The sequence below is a fragment of the Providencia zhijiangensis genome (genome assembly GCF_030315915.2).
In the GTDB taxonomy this organism is placed as follows: domain Bacteria; phylum Pseudomonadota; class Gammaproteobacteria; order Enterobacterales; family Enterobacteriaceae; genus Providencia; species Providencia zhijiangensis.
On the sequence record NZ_CP135990.1, the window covers coordinates 1,262,748 to 1,284,244 of the forward strand.

The 21,497-nt window shown below is 42.4% G+C and carries 15 protein-coding genes; 9 read left to right on the top strand and 6 right to left on the bottom strand.

All coding sequences use genetic code 11. From position 1 onward, the window contains the following. Positions 1-10 precede the first annotated feature (10 nt). The 4 genes from QS795_RS05630 to pncB form a co-directional block, all read right to left on the bottom strand. Positions 11-1,201, bottom strand: a complete 1,191-nt coding sequence (locus tag QS795_RS05630) for an amino acid aminotransferase (RefSeq protein ID WP_286272624.1) — start codon at positions 1,199-1,201, stop codon at positions 11-13. Between the two features lie 326 nt (positions 1,202-1,527). After that, on the bottom strand, positions 1,528-2,667 hold the full coding sequence (locus QS795_RS05635) for a porin (protein WP_286272625.1): 1,140 nt from the start codon (positions 2,665-2,667) through the stop codon (positions 1,528-1,530). A 610-nt stretch (positions 2,668-3,277) separates the two neighbouring features. After that, positions 3,278-4,678 (bottom strand): asparagine--tRNA ligase, encoded by a 1,401-nt coding sequence (asnS, locus tag QS795_RS05640; protein ID WP_154639102.1) that lies wholly within the window; start codon positions 4,676-4,678, stop codon positions 3,278-3,280. Between the two features lie 234 nt (positions 4,679-4,912). Further along, entirely contained in the window at positions 4,913-6,127 is a 1,215-nt protein-coding gene (pncB, locus tag QS795_RS05645) for a nicotinate phosphoribosyltransferase (protein WP_286272626.1), read from the bottom strand. A gap of 456 nt (positions 6,128-6,583) precedes the next feature. Between pncB and pepN the strand changes: the two genes are divergently transcribed. The 3 genes from pepN to QS795_RS05660 all read left to right on the top strand — a co-directional run bounded on the left by pepN (position 6,584) and on the right by QS795_RS05660 (position 11,364). Next, entirely contained in the window at positions 6,584-9,202 is a 2,619-nt protein-coding gene (gene pepN / locus QS795_RS05650) for an aminopeptidase N (protein WP_286272628.1), read from the top strand. 305 nt (positions 9,203-9,507) lie between these two features. Further along, positions 9,508-10,518 carry a quinone-dependent dihydroorotate dehydrogenase gene (gene pyrD, locus QS795_RS05655; protein ID WP_286272629.1) on the top strand — a complete coding sequence of 337 codons (1,011 nt, stop codon included), beginning with the start codon at positions 9,508-9,510 and terminating at the stop codon, positions 10,516-10,518. A gap of 300 nt (positions 10,519-10,818) precedes the next feature. Continuing rightward, positions 10,819-11,364 (top strand): cell division protein ZapC, encoded by a 546-nt coding sequence (locus QS795_RS05660; RefSeq protein WP_154604232.1) that lies wholly within the window; start codon positions 10,819-10,821, stop codon positions 11,362-11,364. A 195-nt stretch (positions 11,365-11,559) separates the two neighbouring features. On the opposite strand, the gene QS795_RS05665 is transcribed toward QS795_RS05660, so the two are convergent. Continuing rightward, positions 11,560-12,681, bottom strand: coding sequence for a YcbX family protein (locus QS795_RS05665; RefSeq protein WP_154604231.1), 1,122 nt, complete (start codon positions 12,679-12,681; stop codon positions 11,560-11,562). Positions 12,682-12,779: 98 nt separating this feature from the next. Here QS795_RS05665 and rlmKL point away from each other — a divergent pair, with 98 nt between their 5' ends. The 6 genes from rlmKL to rmf all read left to right on the top strand — a co-directional run bounded on the left by rlmKL (position 12,780) and on the right by rmf (position 20,799). Next, complete coding sequence (gene rlmKL / locus QS795_RS05670) at positions 12,780-14,888, top strand: bifunctional 23S rRNA (guanine(2069)-N(7))-methyltransferase RlmK/23S rRNA (guanine(2445)-N(2))-methyltransferase RlmL (RefSeq protein ID WP_286272633.1); 2,109 nt, start codon at positions 12,780-12,782, stop codon at positions 14,886-14,888. Between the two features lie 12 nt (positions 14,889-14,900). Next, positions 14,901-16,808: an ABC transporter ATP-binding protein gene (locus QS795_RS05675; protein ID WP_318627022.1), complete on the top strand. Its 1,908-nt coding sequence runs from the start codon at positions 14,901-14,903 to the stop codon at positions 16,806-16,808. 34 nt (positions 16,809-16,842) lie between these two features. Beyond that, a complete protein-coding gene (gene pqiA, locus QS795_RS05680; protein ID WP_154604228.1) occupies positions 16,843-18,117 on the top strand; it encodes a membrane integrity-associated transporter subunit PqiA in 1,275 nt (424 codons plus the stop codon). Next, on the top strand, positions 18,114-19,763 hold the full coding sequence (gene pqiB, locus QS795_RS05685; protein WP_181478305.1) for an intermembrane transport protein PqiB: 1,650 nt from the start codon (positions 18,114-18,116) through the stop codon (positions 19,761-19,763). The genes pqiA and pqiB overlap by 4 nt, the downstream gene beginning before the upstream one ends. Then, on the top strand, positions 19,763-20,317 hold the full coding sequence (gene pqiC, locus QS795_RS05690; RefSeq protein ID WP_286272637.1) for a membrane integrity-associated transporter subunit PqiC: 555 nt from the start codon (positions 19,763-19,765) through the stop codon (positions 20,315-20,317). The genes pqiB and pqiC overlap by 1 nt, the downstream gene beginning before the upstream one ends. A 311-nt stretch (positions 20,318-20,628) precedes the next feature. Continuing rightward, entirely contained in the window at positions 20,629-20,799 is a 171-nt protein-coding gene (gene rmf, locus QS795_RS05695) for a ribosome modulation factor (RefSeq protein ID WP_036951696.1), read from the top strand. A 123-nt stretch (positions 20,800-20,922) separates the two neighbouring features. Here the strand turns inward: rmf and fabA are convergent, their stop codons facing one another. After that, a complete protein-coding gene (gene fabA, locus QS795_RS05700; RefSeq protein WP_036951692.1) occupies positions 20,923-21,441 on the bottom strand; it encodes a bifunctional 3-hydroxydecanoyl-ACP dehydratase/trans-2-decenoyl-ACP isomerase in 519 nt (172 codons plus the stop codon). Positions 21,442-21,497: the final 56 nt, after the last annotated feature.

Consider the following 21,497-nt stretch of genomic DNA (forward strand, 5'->3'; position numbering starts at 1 on the left):
AAGTGAAATTTTACAGCACTTTTACGATAGCATCACACAGAGGAACCATGTTTTCCAGTGTTAAGCCAGCTACGTTGATACGGCCAGAGCTCACTGCATAGATACCAAATTCGCTACGTAGACGCTCTACCTGCTCTTTAGTCAGCCCACTGAAGGAGAACATACCATTTTGGTTGATGATGAAGCTAAAGTCTTGTTTAGCGCCTTTCTCTTCCAATGTTTTAACCAGCAGTTGACGCATACGTTTAATACGCTCGCGCATCGAAGTCAGTTCTTGGATCCACTCAGCTTTTAATGTTTCATCAGATAGGATAGTGGTAACCACCGCCGCACCGTGTGCTGGTGGGTTAGAGTAGTTCGCACGGATAACCGCTTTCGCTTGGCTAAATGCGCGCTCAGCGTTATCGCTATCTTTTGCGATGATGGTGCATGCACCCACACGCTCATTGTACAGACCGAAGTTTTTCGAGAATGAGCTTGCCACAATCATTTCTGGGTTATTTTTGGTGAAAATGCGTAAGCCTTCCGCATCTTCATCTAAACCTTTCGCAAAGCCTTGGTAAGCGAAGTCGAATACAGGTAATAACCCTTTTTCAGCACACAGAGCAGCTAGTTGAGTCCATTGCTCTGGCGTTGGGTCAATACCGGTTGGGTTATGGCAGCAGCCATGAAGAACAATCACATCACCAGCAACCGCAGATGACAGGCTGCTTAGCATGCCAGCAAAGTCCATACCGTGGTTGGCGGCATCGTAGTAATTGTAAGTCAGTACTTCTAAGCCAGCAGCTTCGAAAATATTCTTATGGTTAGGCCACGTTGGGTTGCTGATCCAAACACGCTTTGCGTTAGTTTGTTTAGCAATGAAATCGGCTGCGATACGCAGGGCGCCTGTACCACCAGGTGCTTGCGCTGTACGAGCTCGTTGTGAGCTGATGATTTCATGGTGAGCACCAAACAGCAGCGCTTGAGTGACACGACCAAACTCCGGCATTCCGCTAATCGCAAGGTAGTTTTTGGTATTCTCGTTGTCTAGCAGGAATTTCTCTGCTTTTTTGACGGTGTCTAGAACAGGGGTTTTACCTGATTCGTCTTTGTAGACACCGATACCGAGGTTGATTTTGTTATCGCGAGGATCAGCACGGAAACTATCAGCAAGACCGAGGATAGGGTCAGCTGGGGCAGAAATGATTTTCTCAAACATATTGTCGATTCCAAAACTCTGTGGTTTAGCTGAAAAGAGGTACAACGGAAAATGTCGAGCCATCAGAGTAACTTGGAAGAGGGTTTTTGCCAATTGTTTTACTAAAAATTGGTGTGATCTTGTGAGCTAGATAGCCATTACATCAAATTTAACCAAAAATTGAGTATAGACCAGTGAGTTAATCTAATTAGTGGAATTATTAACAAATAAGACGGTTAGCAGATTCGATAATGGGGAATATAAAATACCAGCAATAAAAAAGCAGCGCCGGAGCGCTGCTTTCAAAAACATGATTTACTGTTTTCAGATTATCAGTTAACTGATAATTAGAATTGGTAAACTAAGCCCAGACCAACTACGTTGTCAGTCATCAGACCAGTTTCGTTAGTGAAGTCGTTGTCTTTCAGCAGGTTGATTTTGTAATCAACAACTGCAGACATGTTTTTGTTGAAGTAGTAGTAAGAACCTACAGAGATGTATTTAACTAAATCTTGGTTCTCATATTTGTCACCAGCACGGCTAGTGAAACCTAAAGATTTACCTTTAGATTGGTTATAACCGATAGATGGTTTCAGACCGAAATCGAACAGGTATTGAGCCACTAATTCAACGTTTTCAGTTTTGTTAGCGATACGGTGATCTGAACCGTAGTGAGTAGTGTTCAGAGTTTGACCGTACATAGCTGCTAAGTATACGTTGTTAGCGTCAAATTTAGCACCAACGTTCCATGCTTCAGCGCGTTCGCCGCGTGCAGTAGAAGTCAGAGCTTTTTGAGCTTCAGTACGAGCAGAGTTAGAGTAACCACCACCCAGAGTTACGCCCCAACCTAAGTCGTAAGCTGTTGCGAAACCGTAACCGTCACCGTTGTCTTTGTAACCGTTAGACCAAACATCATTTTTGTCCTGTGCAGAAACACCTGATTTGTTAGAATCAGTGTTTTTGCCTTGGTATTGCAGGGCGAAGCTCAGGCCATCAACATAACCAAACATGTTGTTGTTACGGTAAGTAGCCAGGTTACGGTTACGTGAAGTCATGAAAGTATCAGACTGAGCCATGGTGTCGCCGCCCCATAATGGGAAAACGTCGGTCCATGCGTTCGTGTCATAGATAACACCGTAGTTACGACCGTAGTCTACAGAACCGAAATCTTTAAATTTCAGACCCGCGTATGCTAAACGGTTTTTGTTATCGTTGTTGTTTTCAGTTTTGTTTGTCTTAGTTTCCCACTCGAAACGACCAAAACCAGTCAGTTGGTCAGTGATCTGAGTGTCACCTTTAACACCTAAACGAACACGTGAATCGTCGCCGTCTTCGCCGCTTTCTGCGTTAGCGAAGTAGTGACGAACGTCAACTTTACCGTACAGGTCTAATTTGTTGCCGTCTTTGTTGTAGATTTCAGCTGCGTTTGCTGCACCAGCAGCTAACAGAGCTGGGATAACCATTGCAAGAATATTGCGTTTCATCATTATTATTACCCTCATTGGTGTTATTCGGACACCTGCCACTGCCAAAAATAATCCATAAATTTCTTTTGAACTATTTATGAGAGATTAGTGTCGTCTTTAGTCGGCGTCCAGTGTTCCATTGGTAGATAAATTTATCTACCCCCAAAATGCTACAAAAACGAAGATTCTGAAACAAATGGTAACAAGGTGTTTCAAAATGTAAAAAATAGAGCAAAAAATAATCACTCGTCTTACCAGTTGAAAAAATTTTACAAAAAAGAGGGAACTTTTTTGAAAGACAAATTGAACTTTTTTCGAACGATATCATTCATTGATGAGGGAAAAGTGTACTGACAAATAAGAATGGTAACACGCTCAAAGCAGATTATTCTTAGTCGGAATAGGAATCGTTAATAAAAAAGCAAAAAATAGGGCAATAAAAGAAAAACTGTGACGGTGCTCTCAAAATATTCAGTCAGGGCCAATAGCTAGCGATAAATCAGTATCAGCGACCTGCTTGGGTATAACGTTTTTGATAAAAAACGAGTGATAAACAGTGGGGATAAAAATATCGGGCCACTCAGTGACCCGATATGAATAACCATTTAAGCCGTATGATGGGCAATTGGCATTAGAATGCCGCGTTTCTTGGGGTACGTGGGAATGGAATCACTTCACGTACGTTGCTGACGCCAGTGACGTAAGCAATTAAACGCTCAAAACCAAGACCGAAACCGGAATGAGGCACAGTGCCGTAACGGCGCAGATCACGATACCACCAGTAATCTTCTTTATTCATGCCCATTTCTTCTAAACGTGCATCCAGTCTATCTAAACGTTCTTCACGCTGAGAACCACCGATGATTTCGCCAATACCAGGGGCTAAGACGTCCATCGCGGCAACGGTTTTACCGTCTTCATTAAGGCGCATATAGAAAGCTTTAATATCTTTCGGGTAGTTTTTAACCACCACTGGCGCTTTAAAGTGTTGCTCAGCTAAGTAACGCTCATGCTCAGAAGACATATCGACACCCCAGTAAACTGGGTTTTCGAATTTCTGACCGCAGGTTTCGAGGATTTTGATCGCATCGGTATAGTCAACTTGTGCAAAATCAGAATTCACAAAACGTTCCAGACGGTTAATCACGTCTTTATCAACACGTTCAGCAAAGAATTCAAGGTCATCACGACGCTCTGTTAATGCTGCTTTGAATGCATATTTCAGCATTTTTTCAGCCAGACCGGCGATGTCATCTAAGTTAGCAAATGCCACTTCAGGCTCTAACATCCAGAATTCAGCTAAGTGACGGCTGGTGTTGGAGTTTTCAGCGCGGAAAGTTGGACCAAAGGTGTAGATTTTGCTTAATGCAGTGGCATAAGCTTCACCGTTCAACTGACCAGAAACCGTTAAGAAGGCTTCGCGACCGAAGAAATCTTCGCTGAAATCCACTTCGCCTTTGTCATTACGCGGCAAATTGTTGTAGTCCAGTGTAGAAACACGGAACATTTCACCCGCACCTTCAGTATCTGATGCAGTGATGAGAGGGGTAGATACCCAAAAGAAACCTTGCTCATCAAAGAAACGATGCAGAGCTTGCGCTAATGTGTGGCGAACACGTGCAACAGCACCGATTAAGTTAGTGCGTGGACGCAAGTGAGCGGCTTCACGTAAAAACTCGACGCTGTGGCGTTTGGCAGCCATTGGGTAAGTGTCAGGATCTTCAACCCAACCAACGACTTTTACTGCCGTTGCTTGCAATTCAAAAGATTGGCCTTGACCTTGAGATTCGGTCACGACACCAGTGACTTCCACAGAGCAGCCTGTGGTTAAATGCAGGACTTCGTCATTATAATTAGATAAATTATTATTGATGATAGCCTGTAATGGGTTAAAGCATGAACCGTCATAAACGGCGAGGAAAGAAAAACCAGCTTTTGAATCTCTCCTTGTACGTACCCAGCCTTGAACGGTGACTTCAGAGCCCACCGCCACACGGCCTTGCAGTACATCGACTACAGGCGCAACGATCATAAAAATTACTCTCTTTTAAATAATATTAACGATATGAGATGACGGGTATGCGTTATTGGGGTTGACTGCTTAAGGGTTTACGAAGAAACACTATATAAGAAGAAAACTCACGATAAGAAAAAGCGATAACCCGACATCTTTTCCGAAATCCCATATTTCAGGGGTAATCTGCTATGTTACTTGCCATTTGGCAGGAAACAAGTAAAAAATCGCTATCGGGTTATTAATTTGTTTTTAGCAGGCTTTTTCCATTTTAGGAAGGTCAAAGGCTTTGCGTAGCTGATTCACAAATTCATCATCTTCACAGATGGTTTTTCCGGGGCTATCGGATAATTTAGCAACGGGTTTGCCATTACATTCTACCAGCTTGATCACAATATTCATCGGAACCACATTCGGAATGTTGCAAGTGAGCCTTGTGCCAATGCCAAACACTAAATTGATCCGTTTATGGAAATAGTGGTATAGCTCTAAGGCTTTTTGCAGGTCTAAATTATCGGAGAACACCAATGTTTTACTCAGTGGGTCAATACCCAATTTCTGATAATGGGCGATGGCTTTTTCACCCCATTCAATAGGATCCCCAGAATCGTGGCGTAATCCTTGGTAACGATTAGCAAACTCGCGGTCAAAATCACGCAGGAATGCATCCATCGTAATACAGTCGGTCAGGGCGATACCTAGATGATTTGGGTACTCATCTAGCCAGCTTTGTAGGGCTTCACGTTGGCTATTGGCGAGTTCAGGGCTTATCTGTTGATGAGCTTGGAACCATTCATGCGCTTGAGTACCGACAGGCATTAAGCCCAATTCGCGAGCCAATTTGTAGTTACTGGTTCCCACTAAATAAGGGAATTCTTGCTTGAGCATGCCCACGATAGCCGCTTGCACTTCATAGGAAAAACGGCGGCGAGTACCGAAATCCATCAATTTAAAACCGGATAGATTCAATTGGCGTTCGCTGGCTTCTTGATAAAACAGTTCCAGTAACTTGTGAAGTTGGTTAACGGCATCATTAGCGGTAATGGTAGAGTGTCTGTCACGTTGAACAATCTCACTCACTAACGCTAATAGTGGCACTTCCCACATAATGACTTCGCGCCATGGGCCACTGATGCGCATGGCCAGTTGACCATTATCAGCGACGCTTACGACAACTTGATCAGGATTAAAGCGGAATGTTTTTAGCCACGAAAGGTAATCTTCGGTGAAAAAGGGCAGAGTACGTAGGTACTGATATTCATCATCCGAAAGAGAAAGCTGTGCCATCAATTGGATCTGTTGTTCAATCTCATTGGCATAGGCACCTAAAATATCACTGCTACGGCAACGAAATTCAGCGACAACGGGAACTTGGTTGTAGCGGTGAAAAACGGCTTGCTGCATATGAAGCTTATAAGCATCGGTATCCAGCAGTGATGTAATAATCGGTGTTACGTCTAAATTCATGCGCGCAGAGTTCCTCGCGGAGCTGACTAATTGCTAAATCGTTAAAGTTGAAAAAGTATACCCGCTTTAACAAAAGATAGAAGTTTTATTCTATCTGTATGTTGTTGGAAGATAATTCAACTTTAATCCACCCAATTAACTGTTGAGTTAAACGCGTTCAACGTGGTCATTATTCTAAACGAATCTTCATTTACTGTTCGATAACATACTCAGAACAATAATCACCGAATGATACTAACATGTAAATTTAGATTTAATAGATCTATAGCACCAACAGGCAAACCGCTCGCCCACAAAGTTGGATACTACTCTCATAAATTTGATGGGGAATAATAGAAAAACATCGCAATTTGTGATGAAAATGTTTCTCAAGTCGATTCACATTAGTTCATCTTATAGTATTGTATACAGTAGAAAGAGACTATGACACGGATATAACGAATAAAAAGGTTACCTATGACTCAGTTAAGACAAGCGAAATATCGTCAAGATTATCAAGCACCTGATTATACAATTACAGAAATATCCCTTGATTTTGACCTTGATCCCGCCAAAACCAAAGTGACCGCTATCAGTAAGGTAAAACGCCTTAATCCGCAATCTTCTACCTTAGAATTATTTGGTGAAGATTTAACTCTTATTAGCCTTGAAGTCGATGGTAAAGCGTGGACAAACTATAAAGAAGAATCCGGCAAGCTTATCATTGAATCGCTACCAGATGCGTTTACACTGAGTATTATTAATGAGATTAGCCCTGAAAAAAACAGTGCATTAGAAGGTTTATATGTTTCTGGTGAAGCTTTGTGTACTCAGTGCGAGGCTGAAGGTTTCCGCCACATTACTTATTACCAAGATCGCCCTGATGTTTTAGCGCGTTACACCACCAAAATTACAGCAGACAAATCCCGCTATCCTTATTTACTTTCTAACGGTAACCGCATCGCGGAAGGTGAACTGGATGATGGTCGCCATTGGGTAAAATGGGAAGACCCATTCCCGAAACCAAGTTACTTATTTGCATTGGTCGCCGGGGACTTTGATGTTTTACGTGATGAGTTTGTGACTCGTACTGGTCGCAAAGTCGCATTAGAGCTGTTTGTTGATAAAGGCAACCTAGACCGTGCGCCATGGGCAATGAAATCCCTGCAAAATGCAATGAAATGGGATGAAGAGCGTTTCGGTTTAGAATATGACCTTGATATCTATATGATTGTTGCTGTTGATTTCTTCAACATGGGCGCAATGGAAAATAAAGGCCTGAACGTATTTAACTCGAAGTACGTTTTAGCAAAAAGCGAAACCGCCACCGATAAAGATTATCTGAATATTGAATCTGTGATTGGTCACGAATATTTCCATAACTGGACAGGCAACCGAATTACTTGCCGTGACTGGTTCCAATTAAGTTTAAAAGAAGGGTTGACCGTCTTCCGTGATCAGGAATTTAGCTCTGATTTAGGCTCACGTTCAGTTAACCGTATTAATAATGTTAAAGTGATGCGTGCGGCGCAGTTTGCAGAAGATGCAAGCCCGATGGCTCACCCGATCCGACCTGAAAAAGTGATCGAAATGAACAACTTTTATACACTAACAGTGTATGAAAAAGGATCTGAAGTCATCCGCATGATCCACACTTTGCTTGGAGAAGAGATGTTCCAAGCTGGGATCCAGCTGTATGTTCATCGCCATGATGGCAGCGCAGCAACGTGTGATGATTTCGTACAGGCGATGGAAGATGCATCGAATGTGGATTTATCCCTATTCCGTCGCTGGTATAGCCAATCAGGAACGCCAGTGCTGACCGTTCGTGATGAATACTCGCCAGAGAAGCAACAATATACGCTGCATGTTAGCCAAATGACGCCACCAACTGCCGACCAAGCAGAAAAACAGCCTCTGCATATTCCATTGGATATCGAACTGTATGGTGAAGATGGTGCGGTGATCCCGCTTAAACGTGATGGAAGTTTGGTGAACTCAGTCTTAAATGTCACTCAAGCGTCACAAAGTTTTGTATTTGACCATGTGACTTCTCGCCCGGTGCCTTCTTTATTACGTGAGTTTTCTGCGCCAGTAAAACTGGATTATCCATACACGGATGCACAACTGGCATTTTTAATGCAGCATGCGAGCAATGAATTTTCTCGCTGGGATGCGGCGCAGCAACTGATTAATAACTATGCCAAAATTAACGTAGAAAAACTGCATAAAGGGGAAGCGCTAGTTCTGCCTGAGCATGTAGTGGATGCATTCCGCGCGGTATTACTCAGTGACAATATTGACCCTGCATTAGCCGCTTTAATTTTGACTCTGCCTTCAGAAAATGAAATTGCGGAGCTGTTTACGGTTATTGATCCTGTGGCAATCCATAACGCGATTGATTTTATCCACTCAACGCTAGCGAATGAAATGCACGATGAGTTCTTAACGGTCTATCGCTCGATTAATATTGATGGATATCGTGTTGATCACGGAGATATTGCGCTGCGTTCACTGCGTAATACTTGCTTGCAATATTTAGCGGCAGCGGACGACCGTGAGTTGGCGAATAAGCTGGTAGAAGCGCAATACCGCAGTGCGGATAATATGACGGACTCACTCGCGGCATTAACCGCTGCAAATGAAGCGGGCTTGCCATGTCATGCAACGCTTATGGCAGATTTTGATGATCGCTGGCACCATGATGGCTTGGTGATGGACAAATGGTTTACGCTGCAAGGTACCAATCCAGCTAAAAACACACTGGCAAAAGTCCGTGAATTATTAAATCATCGATCATTTAGCATGACTAACCCGAACCGTGTCCGTGCACTAGTGGGTTCATTTACGGCGGGTAATCCAGTGAACTTCCACGCGGAAGATAGCAGCGGTTATCAATTCCTGTATGAGATCTTAGTGGATCTGAATACCCGTAACCCGCAAGTGGCATCGCGATTAATTGAGCCATTAATCCGTTTTAAACGTTATGATGCGAAGCGCCAAGGTTTAATGCGCGAGGTTCTAGAAAAACTGAAAGGGTTAGAAAATCTCTCTGGGGATCTGTTTGAGAAGATAACCAAAGCGCTAGAAAGTTAATTCTTAGGATAGTAGGCAGTTAATTCTTAGAATAAATGCATGTAAGCCCTTAGATTTTCGAGTCTAAGGGCTTTTTTATGGTAGAAGATCAAAACAATTAGCACTTTTAGTGATATTTTCATGGATTATTACCCCACAGTTGGGGTAGCATATGTGCCGTTTTATCAAGCCAATCTCACTTGTATACTCACAAACCCTATTTGGTAAAACAGGTTTGGGGGTATTTTTGCACGCGCTGAGTTTGAGTGTGTCGTGTAGAGAAATGCATATTCAATCGTACTTAGACAGAAAGTAGGTTAATAGCTATGTTATATCACCTTGCCCGAAAGGCACTGTTTCAGCTCGACCCTGAAAAGGCCCATGAATTAACGTTTCGTCAGCTTCAGCGTTTAAACCACTCTCCTCTCCAATTCCTTCTTCGTCAATCCATTGCAACCAAACCCGTTACCTGTATGGGACTCTCCTTTAAAAATCCATTAGGCTTAGCCGCAGGACTCGACAAAAATGGCGAGTGCATTGATGCGTTTGGTGCAATGGGATTTGGTTTTGTCGAAATTGGAACCGTTACACCACGTCCTCAAGATGGAAATGACAAACCAAGATTATTCAGAGTTGTTGAAGCGGAAGGGATTATTAACCGCATGGGTTTCAACAATAAAGGGGTTGATAACCTGGTTGAGAACGTTAAAAAATCAACTTACGGCGGGATTATCGGGATTAATATTGGTAAAAATAAAGATACGCCCGTTGAGCATGGTAAAGACGATTATTTAATTTGTATGGATAAAGTGTATGCCCACGCAGGGTATATCGCGATTAATATTTCATCACCAAACACCCCTGGATTACGCACATTACAATATGGGGAAGCGCTGGATGATTTATTAAGTGGCATTAAAGAGAAGCAATTAGCACTGCAATCACTCCATCAGAAATATGTCCCTGTTGCGGTTAAAATTGCACCGGATTTAACTGAAGAAGAAATTGTGCAAGTTGCTGACAGTTTAGTGAGACATAATATTGATGGCGTTATTGCGACGAACACCACATTGGATCGCTCTTTAGTTCAAGGTTTAAATTACTGTAATGAAGCGGGTGGTTTAAGTGGTCGTCCGGTACAATTAAAAAGCACCCAAGTCATTAAACTTATTTCCCATGAATTAAATGGAAAGTTACCAATTATTGGTGTTGGCGGTATTGATTCATTAACTGCAGCCAGAGAAAAAATGGAAGCAGGGGCATCATTAGTCCAAATTTATTCTGGTTTTATTTACCACGGACCAAAGTTAATAAAGGATATTGTTAATCACATCTAAAAAATGGTGATTAATTATACAAGGGGGTTTATTTATTCCCCCTTTTATCCTATATTAAGATTGAACATAAATTATATCCATTAAATGACAAGTTATACGTGTAGTTGTGCGGCATATAGTTCACGCTCATCTGATTAATTCGTTATTAAAAAGTCGACATTGATGTTTGCTTATATTGATCAGTCTGTCGTGTATCTTTTTCTTTTAAGCTTTAGGATATAACAGAGATATGTTTAAAGGGATCTTAATAAAGGATCCAAACAAAGCTTATTTGCTTATAACATCGCTAAAGGATCGTTTATGAATATTAAACCTGATGATCATTGGCGTTGGTATTTTGATCGTGACCATGACAGAGTGATGTTAGATCTCGCCAACGGCATGATATTTCGGTCTTGTTTTCCAGCTAAAATGTTGACTGTTTCTGCACAAAATGAAATGCCTTTTAGTATTGAAGATGCAGCAGAGTTTTATTTATTTGATGAGCAAGCCAAGAGATTAAATATTAGTTATGAAGAGAGAGCGGAATTAGTCTTAAATAGCCTAGTTGCTTACCGCTTTTTAAAGCCGCAAATGCCAAAAAGTTGGTATTTTTCCAGTTTCCATTTTATGAGTGCACCAGAACGTGGTCAGTTAATTCAAGTGTGCTTAGAAAATAGCAATGTTTATTCAACATTTATTATTGCAGAAGCGGGCCATTCAGCAAGCTTGTGTTTATTAGCAGAAGCATCATTAGAATTACCGGATCGTACTTTGCGATTCTGTGATCCAATTAAGATCATGAACGATCGGATGATGCATTATCAGTCGAAAACCAAGCGCCTATTATATGGAAATGCCATGTAATTGATCACTGATGATCATATTCGTATTTTGATTGCTTTTATACTGAATAAAGTTTCCATGCAAAATAAATAAAATGAAAAAATAGGCATGATAAAATTTATACGATAAATGTAGCTGAAGAATATGAGATGAATTTATCTTTAATTAAGAGCCTCAACTAAAAAATTATTTTCTTAGTTGAGGCTTTATTTCTATTTAATCGGCTTGATTAAATGCAAGTTTGAGCGCAGTTTTTGGAATACAGCTACAAGCCAAAATATCCCCATTATCTTTGATAGCGCTTTGCTTTAGTGGAGTGACTTCCCCTTCAAGCAGTGAAATTCGGCAACGTCCACAAATTCCTGCACGGCATGAATAAGGGATTGAAAGCCCGTGAGATTCAAGCTGTTCAAGGATCACATGCTCTGTGTTTCCGATATATTCTATCTCTTCAAAAACCAAATTCACGGCAGTTGGAGTCGGTTTTGTGGTCTGGATAACAGGGGCTTCTCTATCGCGTAATGGATATTGTTTTGGCTGCTTAGTTTCTAATACGGTGAGAGTATCTCCTACGCGGATGATCCCCGTATTTTCAATTAATGCATTTTGCCCAAAGTCCACATCACCAGTGTCATCCATACGGAAAGTTTGCAGCGTAGCGAGCGGTTCTGCGTGTGGGTGCTTGATCCCTTTCTCTGGACTGACGGTGGTCAAAATACAGCGGCTACAAGGTTTATCTAAAGTGAAGATCACATCACCAATTTGAATGCGTTTCCAGCTATCTTCTTCGAACGGCTTAGCACCGGTAATAATTAAGTTACCGCGAAATTGTTCGAGTTTTACGCTGGCTGGGCAGCGGCGTTGTAGCTCTTGTACGGAGGCTTCATTGATAAGCAAAAATGGGTAGCCATCGGCAAAAGATAAGGGAATGTCTTGGTGCTTTTTGACTCGACGAGATAATTCAGGACTTAGCCATCTCAGTTGGACTGGCTCGTCAAAAAAGCTGCTTAACCAACTATTTATCTCATCAGGTGCAATAAGTGCATGAAAATGATTGCCCCAAACTTCTGTAGGACTCTGTTTCTCATTAAAGTCCTGATACAATACGGTGGCGCTTTCACCATTAGGTGCTTTTAGATAAAGCCCATTATTGAGCATAGCCGGGGTAAATAATAACATCTGCGGATATTTACGCGCAGTGATAAACTTACCTTCTAATGTGGTGACCATAAAGTTACGATCAAACGTCAATCCGCTGATATCAGCGTAACCATGAGATAGACGAATGCCCCTCATTGACTTGACTGGGTGTGTATACAGGCGCGAAAGCGTAATCATTTTTTAATCCTATAATTGTTGTGCAGCAACTTTATGACAAGTGCATGAGATTAGCTATAATGCGCAACAATTTTTCATCGAAATCGGTAATAAATACTATGAATTTTCTGTTTGCCAGCACAGCTCGAGGCCTGGAAGAACTACTGAAAACTGAATTGGAAGCGCTAGGCGCTAGCCAGTGCAAAGTGGCACAAGGGGGCGTCTATTTTCAGGCTGATGACCGTGTGATGTATCAAAGTCTGCTGTGGAGTCGACTGGCATCCCGTATTTTATTACCGCTGAATGATTTTGATGTCTATAGTGACCTTGATTTATATCTGGGTGTCCAAGCGATTGATTGGTCTGAAATCTTCGATGTGAATGACACATTTGTAGTGCATTTCACGGGAACCAATGAAGAGATCCGTAATAGCCAATACGGTGCATTAAAAGTGAAAGATGCCATCGTCGACAGCTTTGTGCGTAAGTTAGACCAACGCCCGAATGTTGCTCGCCAAGAAGCCGATATTCGCATTAACGTTTACCTAAATAAAGAACGCGCAAGCGTGGCACTCGACTTGAGCGGTGATTCACTGCACATTCGTGGCTATCGCGATTTAGCGGGTCAAGCACCACTAAAAGAGACGTTAGCGGCAGCAATTATTAGCCGTTCAGGTTGGCAGAAAAATACCCCAATGGTCGACCCAATGTGTGGTTCTGGGACACTATTAATTGAAGCGGCAATGATTGCAGCGGATAGAGCGCCGGGATTATATCGCCAGCATTGGGGATTCAATGCATGGCTGAAACATAACCCTGAATTATGGCGTGAAGTTGTTACTGAAGCTCAGGTACGTTTCCGTCAAGGCTTGAAAGATACCACTTCCCGCTTCTATGGTTTTGATATTGATAAGCGTGTGCTGGATATGGCGCGTGCCAATGCTCGTCGTGCAGGATTGCAAGATTTAATCACTTTCAATCATGGTGATGCTGCGGCGCTGGAAAACCCAGTCAAAACGGATATCAAGGGAACCATTATCAGTAACCCGCCATACGGCGAACGTCTAGAAAGTGAACCGGCATTAATCGCATTACATAGCCAATTTGGTCGTATTGTTAAAGCACGTTTCCCAGGCTGGCGTTTATCGATTTTCAGCGCATCTCCTGAATTATTAAGTTGCTTACAATTACGTTCTGAACGTGAATTTAAAGCGAAAAATGGTCCATTAGATTGCGTACAGAAAAACTATCAGTTAGCGGAAACGCCATCAGAAACCATTGCGGAAATTTCCCCAGATTTTGCTAACCGTTTACGTAAAAATCAGAAGAAACTGGCGAAATGGGCGAAGCAGCAAGGTGTCGATTGCTACCGTCTGTATGATGCGGATTTACCTGAATACAATGTGGCCGTGGATATTTATGGCGACAAAGTGGTTATTCAAGAATATGCACCGCCAAAAACTGTTGATGAGCGAAAAGCGCGTCAGCGCCTGTTCGATGTGATCACCGCGACAATGAATGTCCTTGAGTTAACGTCGAATCAATTAGTACTGAAAACCCGTCAGCGTCAAAAGGGTAAACAACAGTACGAAAAATTAGCGCAGAAAGATGATTTCTTCTTAGTGAATGAATATAACGCTAAATTGTTAGTTAACTTAACTGACTATCTGGATACTGGGTTATTCCTCGACCACCGTATTGCTCGCCGTATGTTAGGTGAAATGAGCCGTGGTAAAGACTTCTTAAACCTCTTTTGCTACACCGGTACTGCCACCGTTCACGCTGGGTTAGGTGGTGCTAAGAGCACAACCTCTGTAGATATGTCTCGTACCTATTTAGAGTGGGCAGAGAAAAACTTGCAAGCCAACCAGCTTACAGGTCGTCAGCACCGTCTAATGCAAGCGGATTGTTTGAATTGGTTAGCCAATACCGATGAGCAATTTGACTTGATTTTCATCGATCCACCGACGTTCTCAAACTCGAAACGTATGGATGGAACCTTTGACGTTCAACGTGACCATGTGCAATTAATCACCCATTTGAAACGCATGCTGCGTCGTGGTGGAACCGTGATGTTCTCCAACAACAAGCGCGGATTCAAAATGGATCTCGAAGCACTGACTGTACTTGGTTTAAAAGCACAAGAAATCACCGCTAAGACACTGTCAGAAGACTTCGCACGTAACCGTCAAATTCACAACTGCTGGTTAATTAGCCACGCAGAGTAAGGAACAGAATTAATGGCTTTAATTAATTTATCGGGCGCATACCTCGCGTTTAGTGATGCGCCGCTGTTAGACAATACTGAAATTCATATTGAAGATAATGAACGTGTCTGTTTAGTGGGTCGCAACGGGGCAGGGAAATCGACCTTGATGCGTGTCTTGACGAAAGAGCAGCCACTGGATGATGGTTCATTAACTTATGAACAAGATTTGATTGTTGCTCGCTTACAGCAAGATCCGCCGCGTAATGTGGAAGGCACTATTTTTGACTTTGTGGCAGAAGGTGTTGCTGAACAAGCACAATATTTAAAAGATTATCACCACGTTGCTAAGCTGGTGGAATCTGATCCAAGCGAGAAAAACTTAAATAAGCTGGCAGATCTTCAAGAAGTTCTGGATAACTTAAATCTCTGGTTATTAGACTCGCGTATTAACGATGTCCTGAAGAAACTGGGCTTACCAGCAGATGCAGAGTTATCTTCATTATCTGGTGGTTGGTTACGTAAAGCGGCATTAGGACGTGCTTTGGTCTGCAATCCTCGCGTGCTGTTCTTAGATGAGCCGACGAACCACTTGGATATTGAAACCATTTTATGGTTAGAAACCTTTTTGAAAGATTTCCAAGGTAGCATCGTCTTTATTTCCCATGACCGTTCTTTCATTCGTAATATGGCGACCCGTATTATCGATTTAGACCGCGGTCAGCTCGCTTCTTGGCCGGGTAATTATGATGATTATCTGATCAATAAAGAAGAAGCGCTGCGTGTTGAAGAGATGCAAAATGCGGAGTTTGATCGCAAATTAGCACAGGAAGAAGCCTGGATCCGACAAGGGATCAAAGCGCGCCGTACCCGTAATGAAGGGCGTGTTCGTGCGCTGAAAGCATTACGAGTAGAACGCTCAGAGCGCCGTGAAGTGATGGGTACTGCTCGTATGCAAGTGGGCGAAGCCGCGCGTTCCGGTAAAATTGTATTTGAGTTAGAAAACGTTAATTATCAAGTTGATAATAAAGTTTTAGTGAAGGATTTCTCTGCGCAAGTGATGCGTGGCGATAAAATTGCATTGGTAGGACCTAACGGTTGTGGTAAAACCACACTGTTACGTTTAATGCTCGGTGATTTGCAAGCAGATAGTGGACGCGTTCACTGTGGGACTAAACTTGAAGTTGCATATTTCGACCAGCACCGCGCTGTACTTGACCCAGACAAAACCGTGATGGATAACCTTGCGGAAGGTAAGCAAGAGGTCATGGTTAATGGTAAACCTCGTCATGTACTGGGTTACCTGCAAGACTTCATGTTCCCGCCAAAACGTGCGATGACGCCTGTAAGAGCGTTATCCGGTGGTGAGCGTAACCGCTTATTATTAGCGCGTTTGTTCTTAAAACCAAGTAACTTACTGATCCTCGATGAACCAACCAACGACCTCGATGTTGAAACATTGGAGTTACTGGAAGAGCTGGTGGATGGGTATCAAGGTACCGTTTTACTAGTTAGCCATGATAGGGAATTTGTGGATAACAGCGTAACAGAATGCTGGATTTTCGAAGGTAATGGCGAAATTAACCGCTTTGTAGGTGGCTATAAAGATGCTCAGCAGCAAAGAGCACAAACCGTACGTCTGAAATCGGAGCAAACCAGTAAAGTAGCTGCGTCAGAAAAAGAGGCTAAGCCAAAAGAAGCCCCTAAACGTGCAAATAAACTTAGCTATAATTTATTGCGTGAATTAGAGCAATTACCGGCGAAATTAGAGCAACTTGAAGGGGAAATTGAAACTCTTCAAGCACAAATTGGCGATGCAGATTTCTTTAATCAGCCACATGATGTGACTGAGCAAGCATTGACTGCACTTGCCGTTAAAGAACAAGAGTTAGAACAGGCGTTTGATCGTTGGCAGGAGCTAGAGCTGTTGAAAAACGGTTGATATGACGGCTTGAATCAAAAGGAGAGAAAACACCTTGTGTTCTCATGAGCCCCATGAACATGTGCTCTGTCCACAGTGCGACATGATGGTTGCTGTTCCTGAATTGGAACAAGGTAGTAAAGCCACATGTCCGCGTTGTGAAACAACACTCATATCCAAATGGCGTTATCCTTACAGGCAACCCGCAGCATATGCATTTAGTGCATTGATTATGCTGGTGATTGCCTGTCTTTTCCCATTTGTAAAAATGAGTGCAGCAGGCATTGAAAATGAAATCTCCATGTTTCAAATCATCGAGATTATTATGGGGACGCGTTACAGCGGTTTAGCGCTGTTTTTTCTCCTCTTTTCTTTGATTATCCCCGCGTTTTGCATGGTGACTATCATCTTGTTAGGACTGCGGGTTCACCTTCCCAAATCAATAAAAGTGCTTATAACCCGAATTCTCTTTCAGATGAAATCGTGGTGTATGGCGGAGATTTTTTTGGCGGGGGTATTAGTTAGTTTTGTTAAGTTAATTGCTTATGGTGATATTGGCATTGGGATGAGTTTTCTCCCTTATTGTGCATTTTGTATGATGCAAGTGCGAGCGTTTCAGTGCCTAGATCGACATTGGTTATGGAACCGAATTGAAGAGGCGCCCAAACTCAATAAGTCGCTGATTGTTGGGCAAACAGGGATTAGCCAAGATGTGCGTTTATGTCTAGTTTGTACGGCAATTTTGCCTGCAGACCAACATGAATGTCCGCGTTGCCATGCCCATGGTAGCGTACGTAAAAAGCAAAGTTTGCAGTGGACTTTGGCATTATTGTTAACTTCTATTTTGCTTTATATTCCCGCAAACGTTCTGCCGGTGATGACAACAAATGCGATAGGCAGTGAGCTACCGTCAACAATTATGGATGGGGTTATTCTTCTCTGGGAAGATGGTTCATTCCCTGTCGCTATGATTATTTTTATTGCCAGTATTATGGTGCCTTCCTTAAAAATGATTGGTATAGCGTGGCTATGCCTCGACTCTAAAGGGTTTGGTAACCGAGATCCTCATCGAATGCATTTTATTTATGAGCTGGTGGAGTATGTTGGTCGCTGGTCAATGATCGACGTGTTTGTGATTACCATTTTGACTGCACTGGTTCAAATGGGGCAACTGATGAGCATCGTACCGGCTCAAGGGGTGATATTCTTCGGTGTAGTGGTGATTTTAACGATGTTTGCCGCTATGACATTTGATCCTCGCTTAACATGGGATCGTTGTGAAAAGAGAGATGCAGTTAAGACTGTTGAACAAGAAGGAGCCGCAGGGTGACAGATCAAGAAACACCACAGGCCAATGCTAAAGTGAGTAAGTTAAAGAGCTGGTCACCGGTTTGGGTGATCCCGATTGTGACTCTACTCATCGGTGCTTGGATCATGTTTTACCATTTCAGCCATCAAGGCCCAGAAGTGACGCTAATCACTTACAGTGCGGAAGGGGTTGAAGCAGGTAAAACCAAAATTAAAAGTCGTAGCGTGGATATTGGGGTGGTTGAAAGCGTCACCCTCGATGCTAATTTTAGCCGCGTGATTATTAAAGCGCGCTTGAATCCTGAAATGGAAGGCTTACTACGCTCGGATTCTGCCTTTTGGATAGTGAAACCCACGATTGGCCGTGATGGGGTAACAGGGCTAGGTACTCTGTTATCCGGGGCTTATATTGAATTACAACCGGGCGTGGCTAAAAAAGAACACTTTGAATTCACGCTATTAGATACTCCACCTTTAGCCTCGCCAGATGCCAAAGGTAAACGCATTATTTTAACCAGTGACAAAGCTGGGCAGTTAAATGCTGGCGACCCTGTATTATTCCGTGGTTATCGTGTTGGCTCCGTTGAAACCAGTAATTTTGATATGGATAAACGCGATATGCGTTATCAGCTATTTATTAACGCGCCATATGACAAGCTGATCAGCACAAATGTGCGTTTCTGGAAAGATAGCGGTATTGCATTTGATATGTCCTCTCAAGGCGTCCACGTTTCCATGGGGTCAGTGGCGACATTATTGACTGGCGGTGTGAGTTTTGATGTCCCTGAGGGCTGGGTACCAGGTGAAGGTGTAAAAGAGAATGCAGAATTTGAACTCTTTGATAATCCTACCAGCATTCAAGATTCTCTATATACCAAATATCAAGATTTTGTGCTGTTCTTCTCTGACTCTGTGCGCGGTTTACAGCCGGGGGCACCAGTCGAATTCCGCGGCATTCGCTTAGGTACAGTGGCACAAGTGCCATTCTATACAGCGGGTCTGGATCAATCACTGGATAATAACTTCCGCATTCCTGTTCTTATTCATATCGAACCAGAGCGTTTTTCTAAGGATGTCGGTAAAGACTTTAACTTGAAAAATGAACTGAATCTGGCGATGAAAAATGGGTTAAGAGCCTCGTTAAAATCCGGTAATTTATTAACGGGTGCACTGTATATCGACCTCGACTTTATTCCAGATGTACCAGAGTATAAAGGCCCTTATGTGATTGCAGGCTATAAAATTATTCCAACACACAGTGGTGGTTTAGCGCAGATCCAACAGAAAGTGATCGCCGTGCTGGATAAAATCAACAATATGCCAATTGAGCCTATGTTAAAGCAAACAACTCAAACATTGGCTGAAGGTCAAAAACTGGTTCAAGAAGCGAATGTGATGTTCACGCAGTTGAATAAGTTGTTGTCGAGCAAAGAGTTCCAAAACTTGCCGACTGATATGCAAAAATCACTGCAAGAGATGAACAAAACCATGCAAGGCTTCCAACCGGGCTCACCAGCTTATAATAAGATGGTTGATGATATGCAGCGTTTAGATCAAGTACTGCGTGAAGTACAACCACTACTGCGTACGCTGAATAATAAGAGCAATGCACTCGTATTTGAAGCTGAGCCAAGTAAGGACGTTGTGCCTAAAGGAGTGAAAAAATAATGAGATATCTATTAGCCATAGGCGTTTTTTTACTGGCGGCTTGTAGTAGCAGCCCAGAGAAAATGTACTATCAATTACCTATGAAGGCCCCTGAAGTTCAATCTGTGGCCGTGATGGATAAAGGCCAAATCTGGCTGCAGCGTATTACGCTGGCGGATGTGCTGACATCAAACGGGATCACTTATCAAACGTCCGATGTGGCTTATTCAAACGCAAGTGCGCATTTATGGGCTAGTCCATTAGAGCAGCAATTGGGGCAATCAATGGTGCGAGAGCTATCTTCTGCGTTGCCAGATAGATTTATCTCTTTACAACCTTTGCAGAACTCACCTGAAACGTTAGATATCACTCTAACGGCATTTAACGGTCGTTATGATGGGAAAGTGTTAGTGCAGGGATTTTGGACATTGATGCGTGGCGACACAGTTGTACGCCGCAACTTTGATATCCAATTAGAACAGCAAGAAGATGGTTATCCTGAATTAGTCAGAACATTAGCGAGTGGTTGGCAGAAAGTGGCGGCAGATATTGCCCAAGAGATAAGTAAGCCATAATTTGATAATGATTTTGTTGTGAAATGAATGCACTACCGTAAAACGTAGTGCATTTTTTTGTTATTTTACAATTCAAAAAGAGGATAATAAAAAAACTTAATTAACTGATAAATAATGAATTTATTTTTAATCATTTGAATATCAGTAGGTTGTGATTATCTCGAAATGTAGGTCACATTTATCATAATTATGACAATAATATGAAATTCTTTACTTGCATTTCTTATGGACGGGCGTTATTTGTATAGTGTATCTATTAACAAAAATAGATGCTGTTTTCTTTTCCATTTAAATGATGAGGGAAGTAAGGCATGAAAAGACAGAAGCGAGACCGTTTAGAAAGAGCGTTATCCAGAGGTTATCAAGCAGGTTTAACTGGACGTTCCAAAGAGTTATGTCCTTATCAGGCTGTAGATGCCCGTTCGCATTGGCTAGGTGGTTGGCGAAAAGCGATGGAGGACAGAGCGGCAGTAGCCGTTTAATTGGTCATTCACGAGGATAATTAGATTAACTTGCGGAAATTATTCAACGCATAATTTAATATAATCCCCAAAAAATTAGAAACCTCCGCATTTGCGGAGGTTTGCATTTAAGGCAAGCTACGATTAGAACGCGCTTGTATCCTTAAATAAGCCGACTTTCAGGTCTGTTGCAGCATAAATCAGTTTGCCGTCTACCAGTACTTCACCATCCGCTAATCCCATAATTAACTTACGGTTAATCACGCGCTTAAAATTAATACGGTAAGTGACTTTTTTTGCAGTCGGTAATACTTGTCCAGTGAATTTCACTTCACCAACACCTAACGCACGACCTTTACCTTCGCCGCCTAACCAGCCGAGGTAAAAACCAACCAGTTGCCACATAGCATCAAGGCCTAAGCAACCAGGCATAACAGGGTCATTCGTGAAGTGGCAACCAAAGAACCATAAATCTGGATTGATATCCAGTTCAGCTTCAACGTAGCCTTTATCAAATGTACCGCCATCTTCGGTCATTTTGATGATGCGATCCATCATCAACATATTACCTGATGGCAATGGAGGACCATTTTCCCCAAATAATTCGCCTCTTCCAGAAGCCTCTAAATCTTCTTTCGTATAGGATTCGCGTTTATCAACCATGATCTTCAGATAGCCTTTATTATGTGTAGGTCAACAGAATAGCTTACACTTGTACG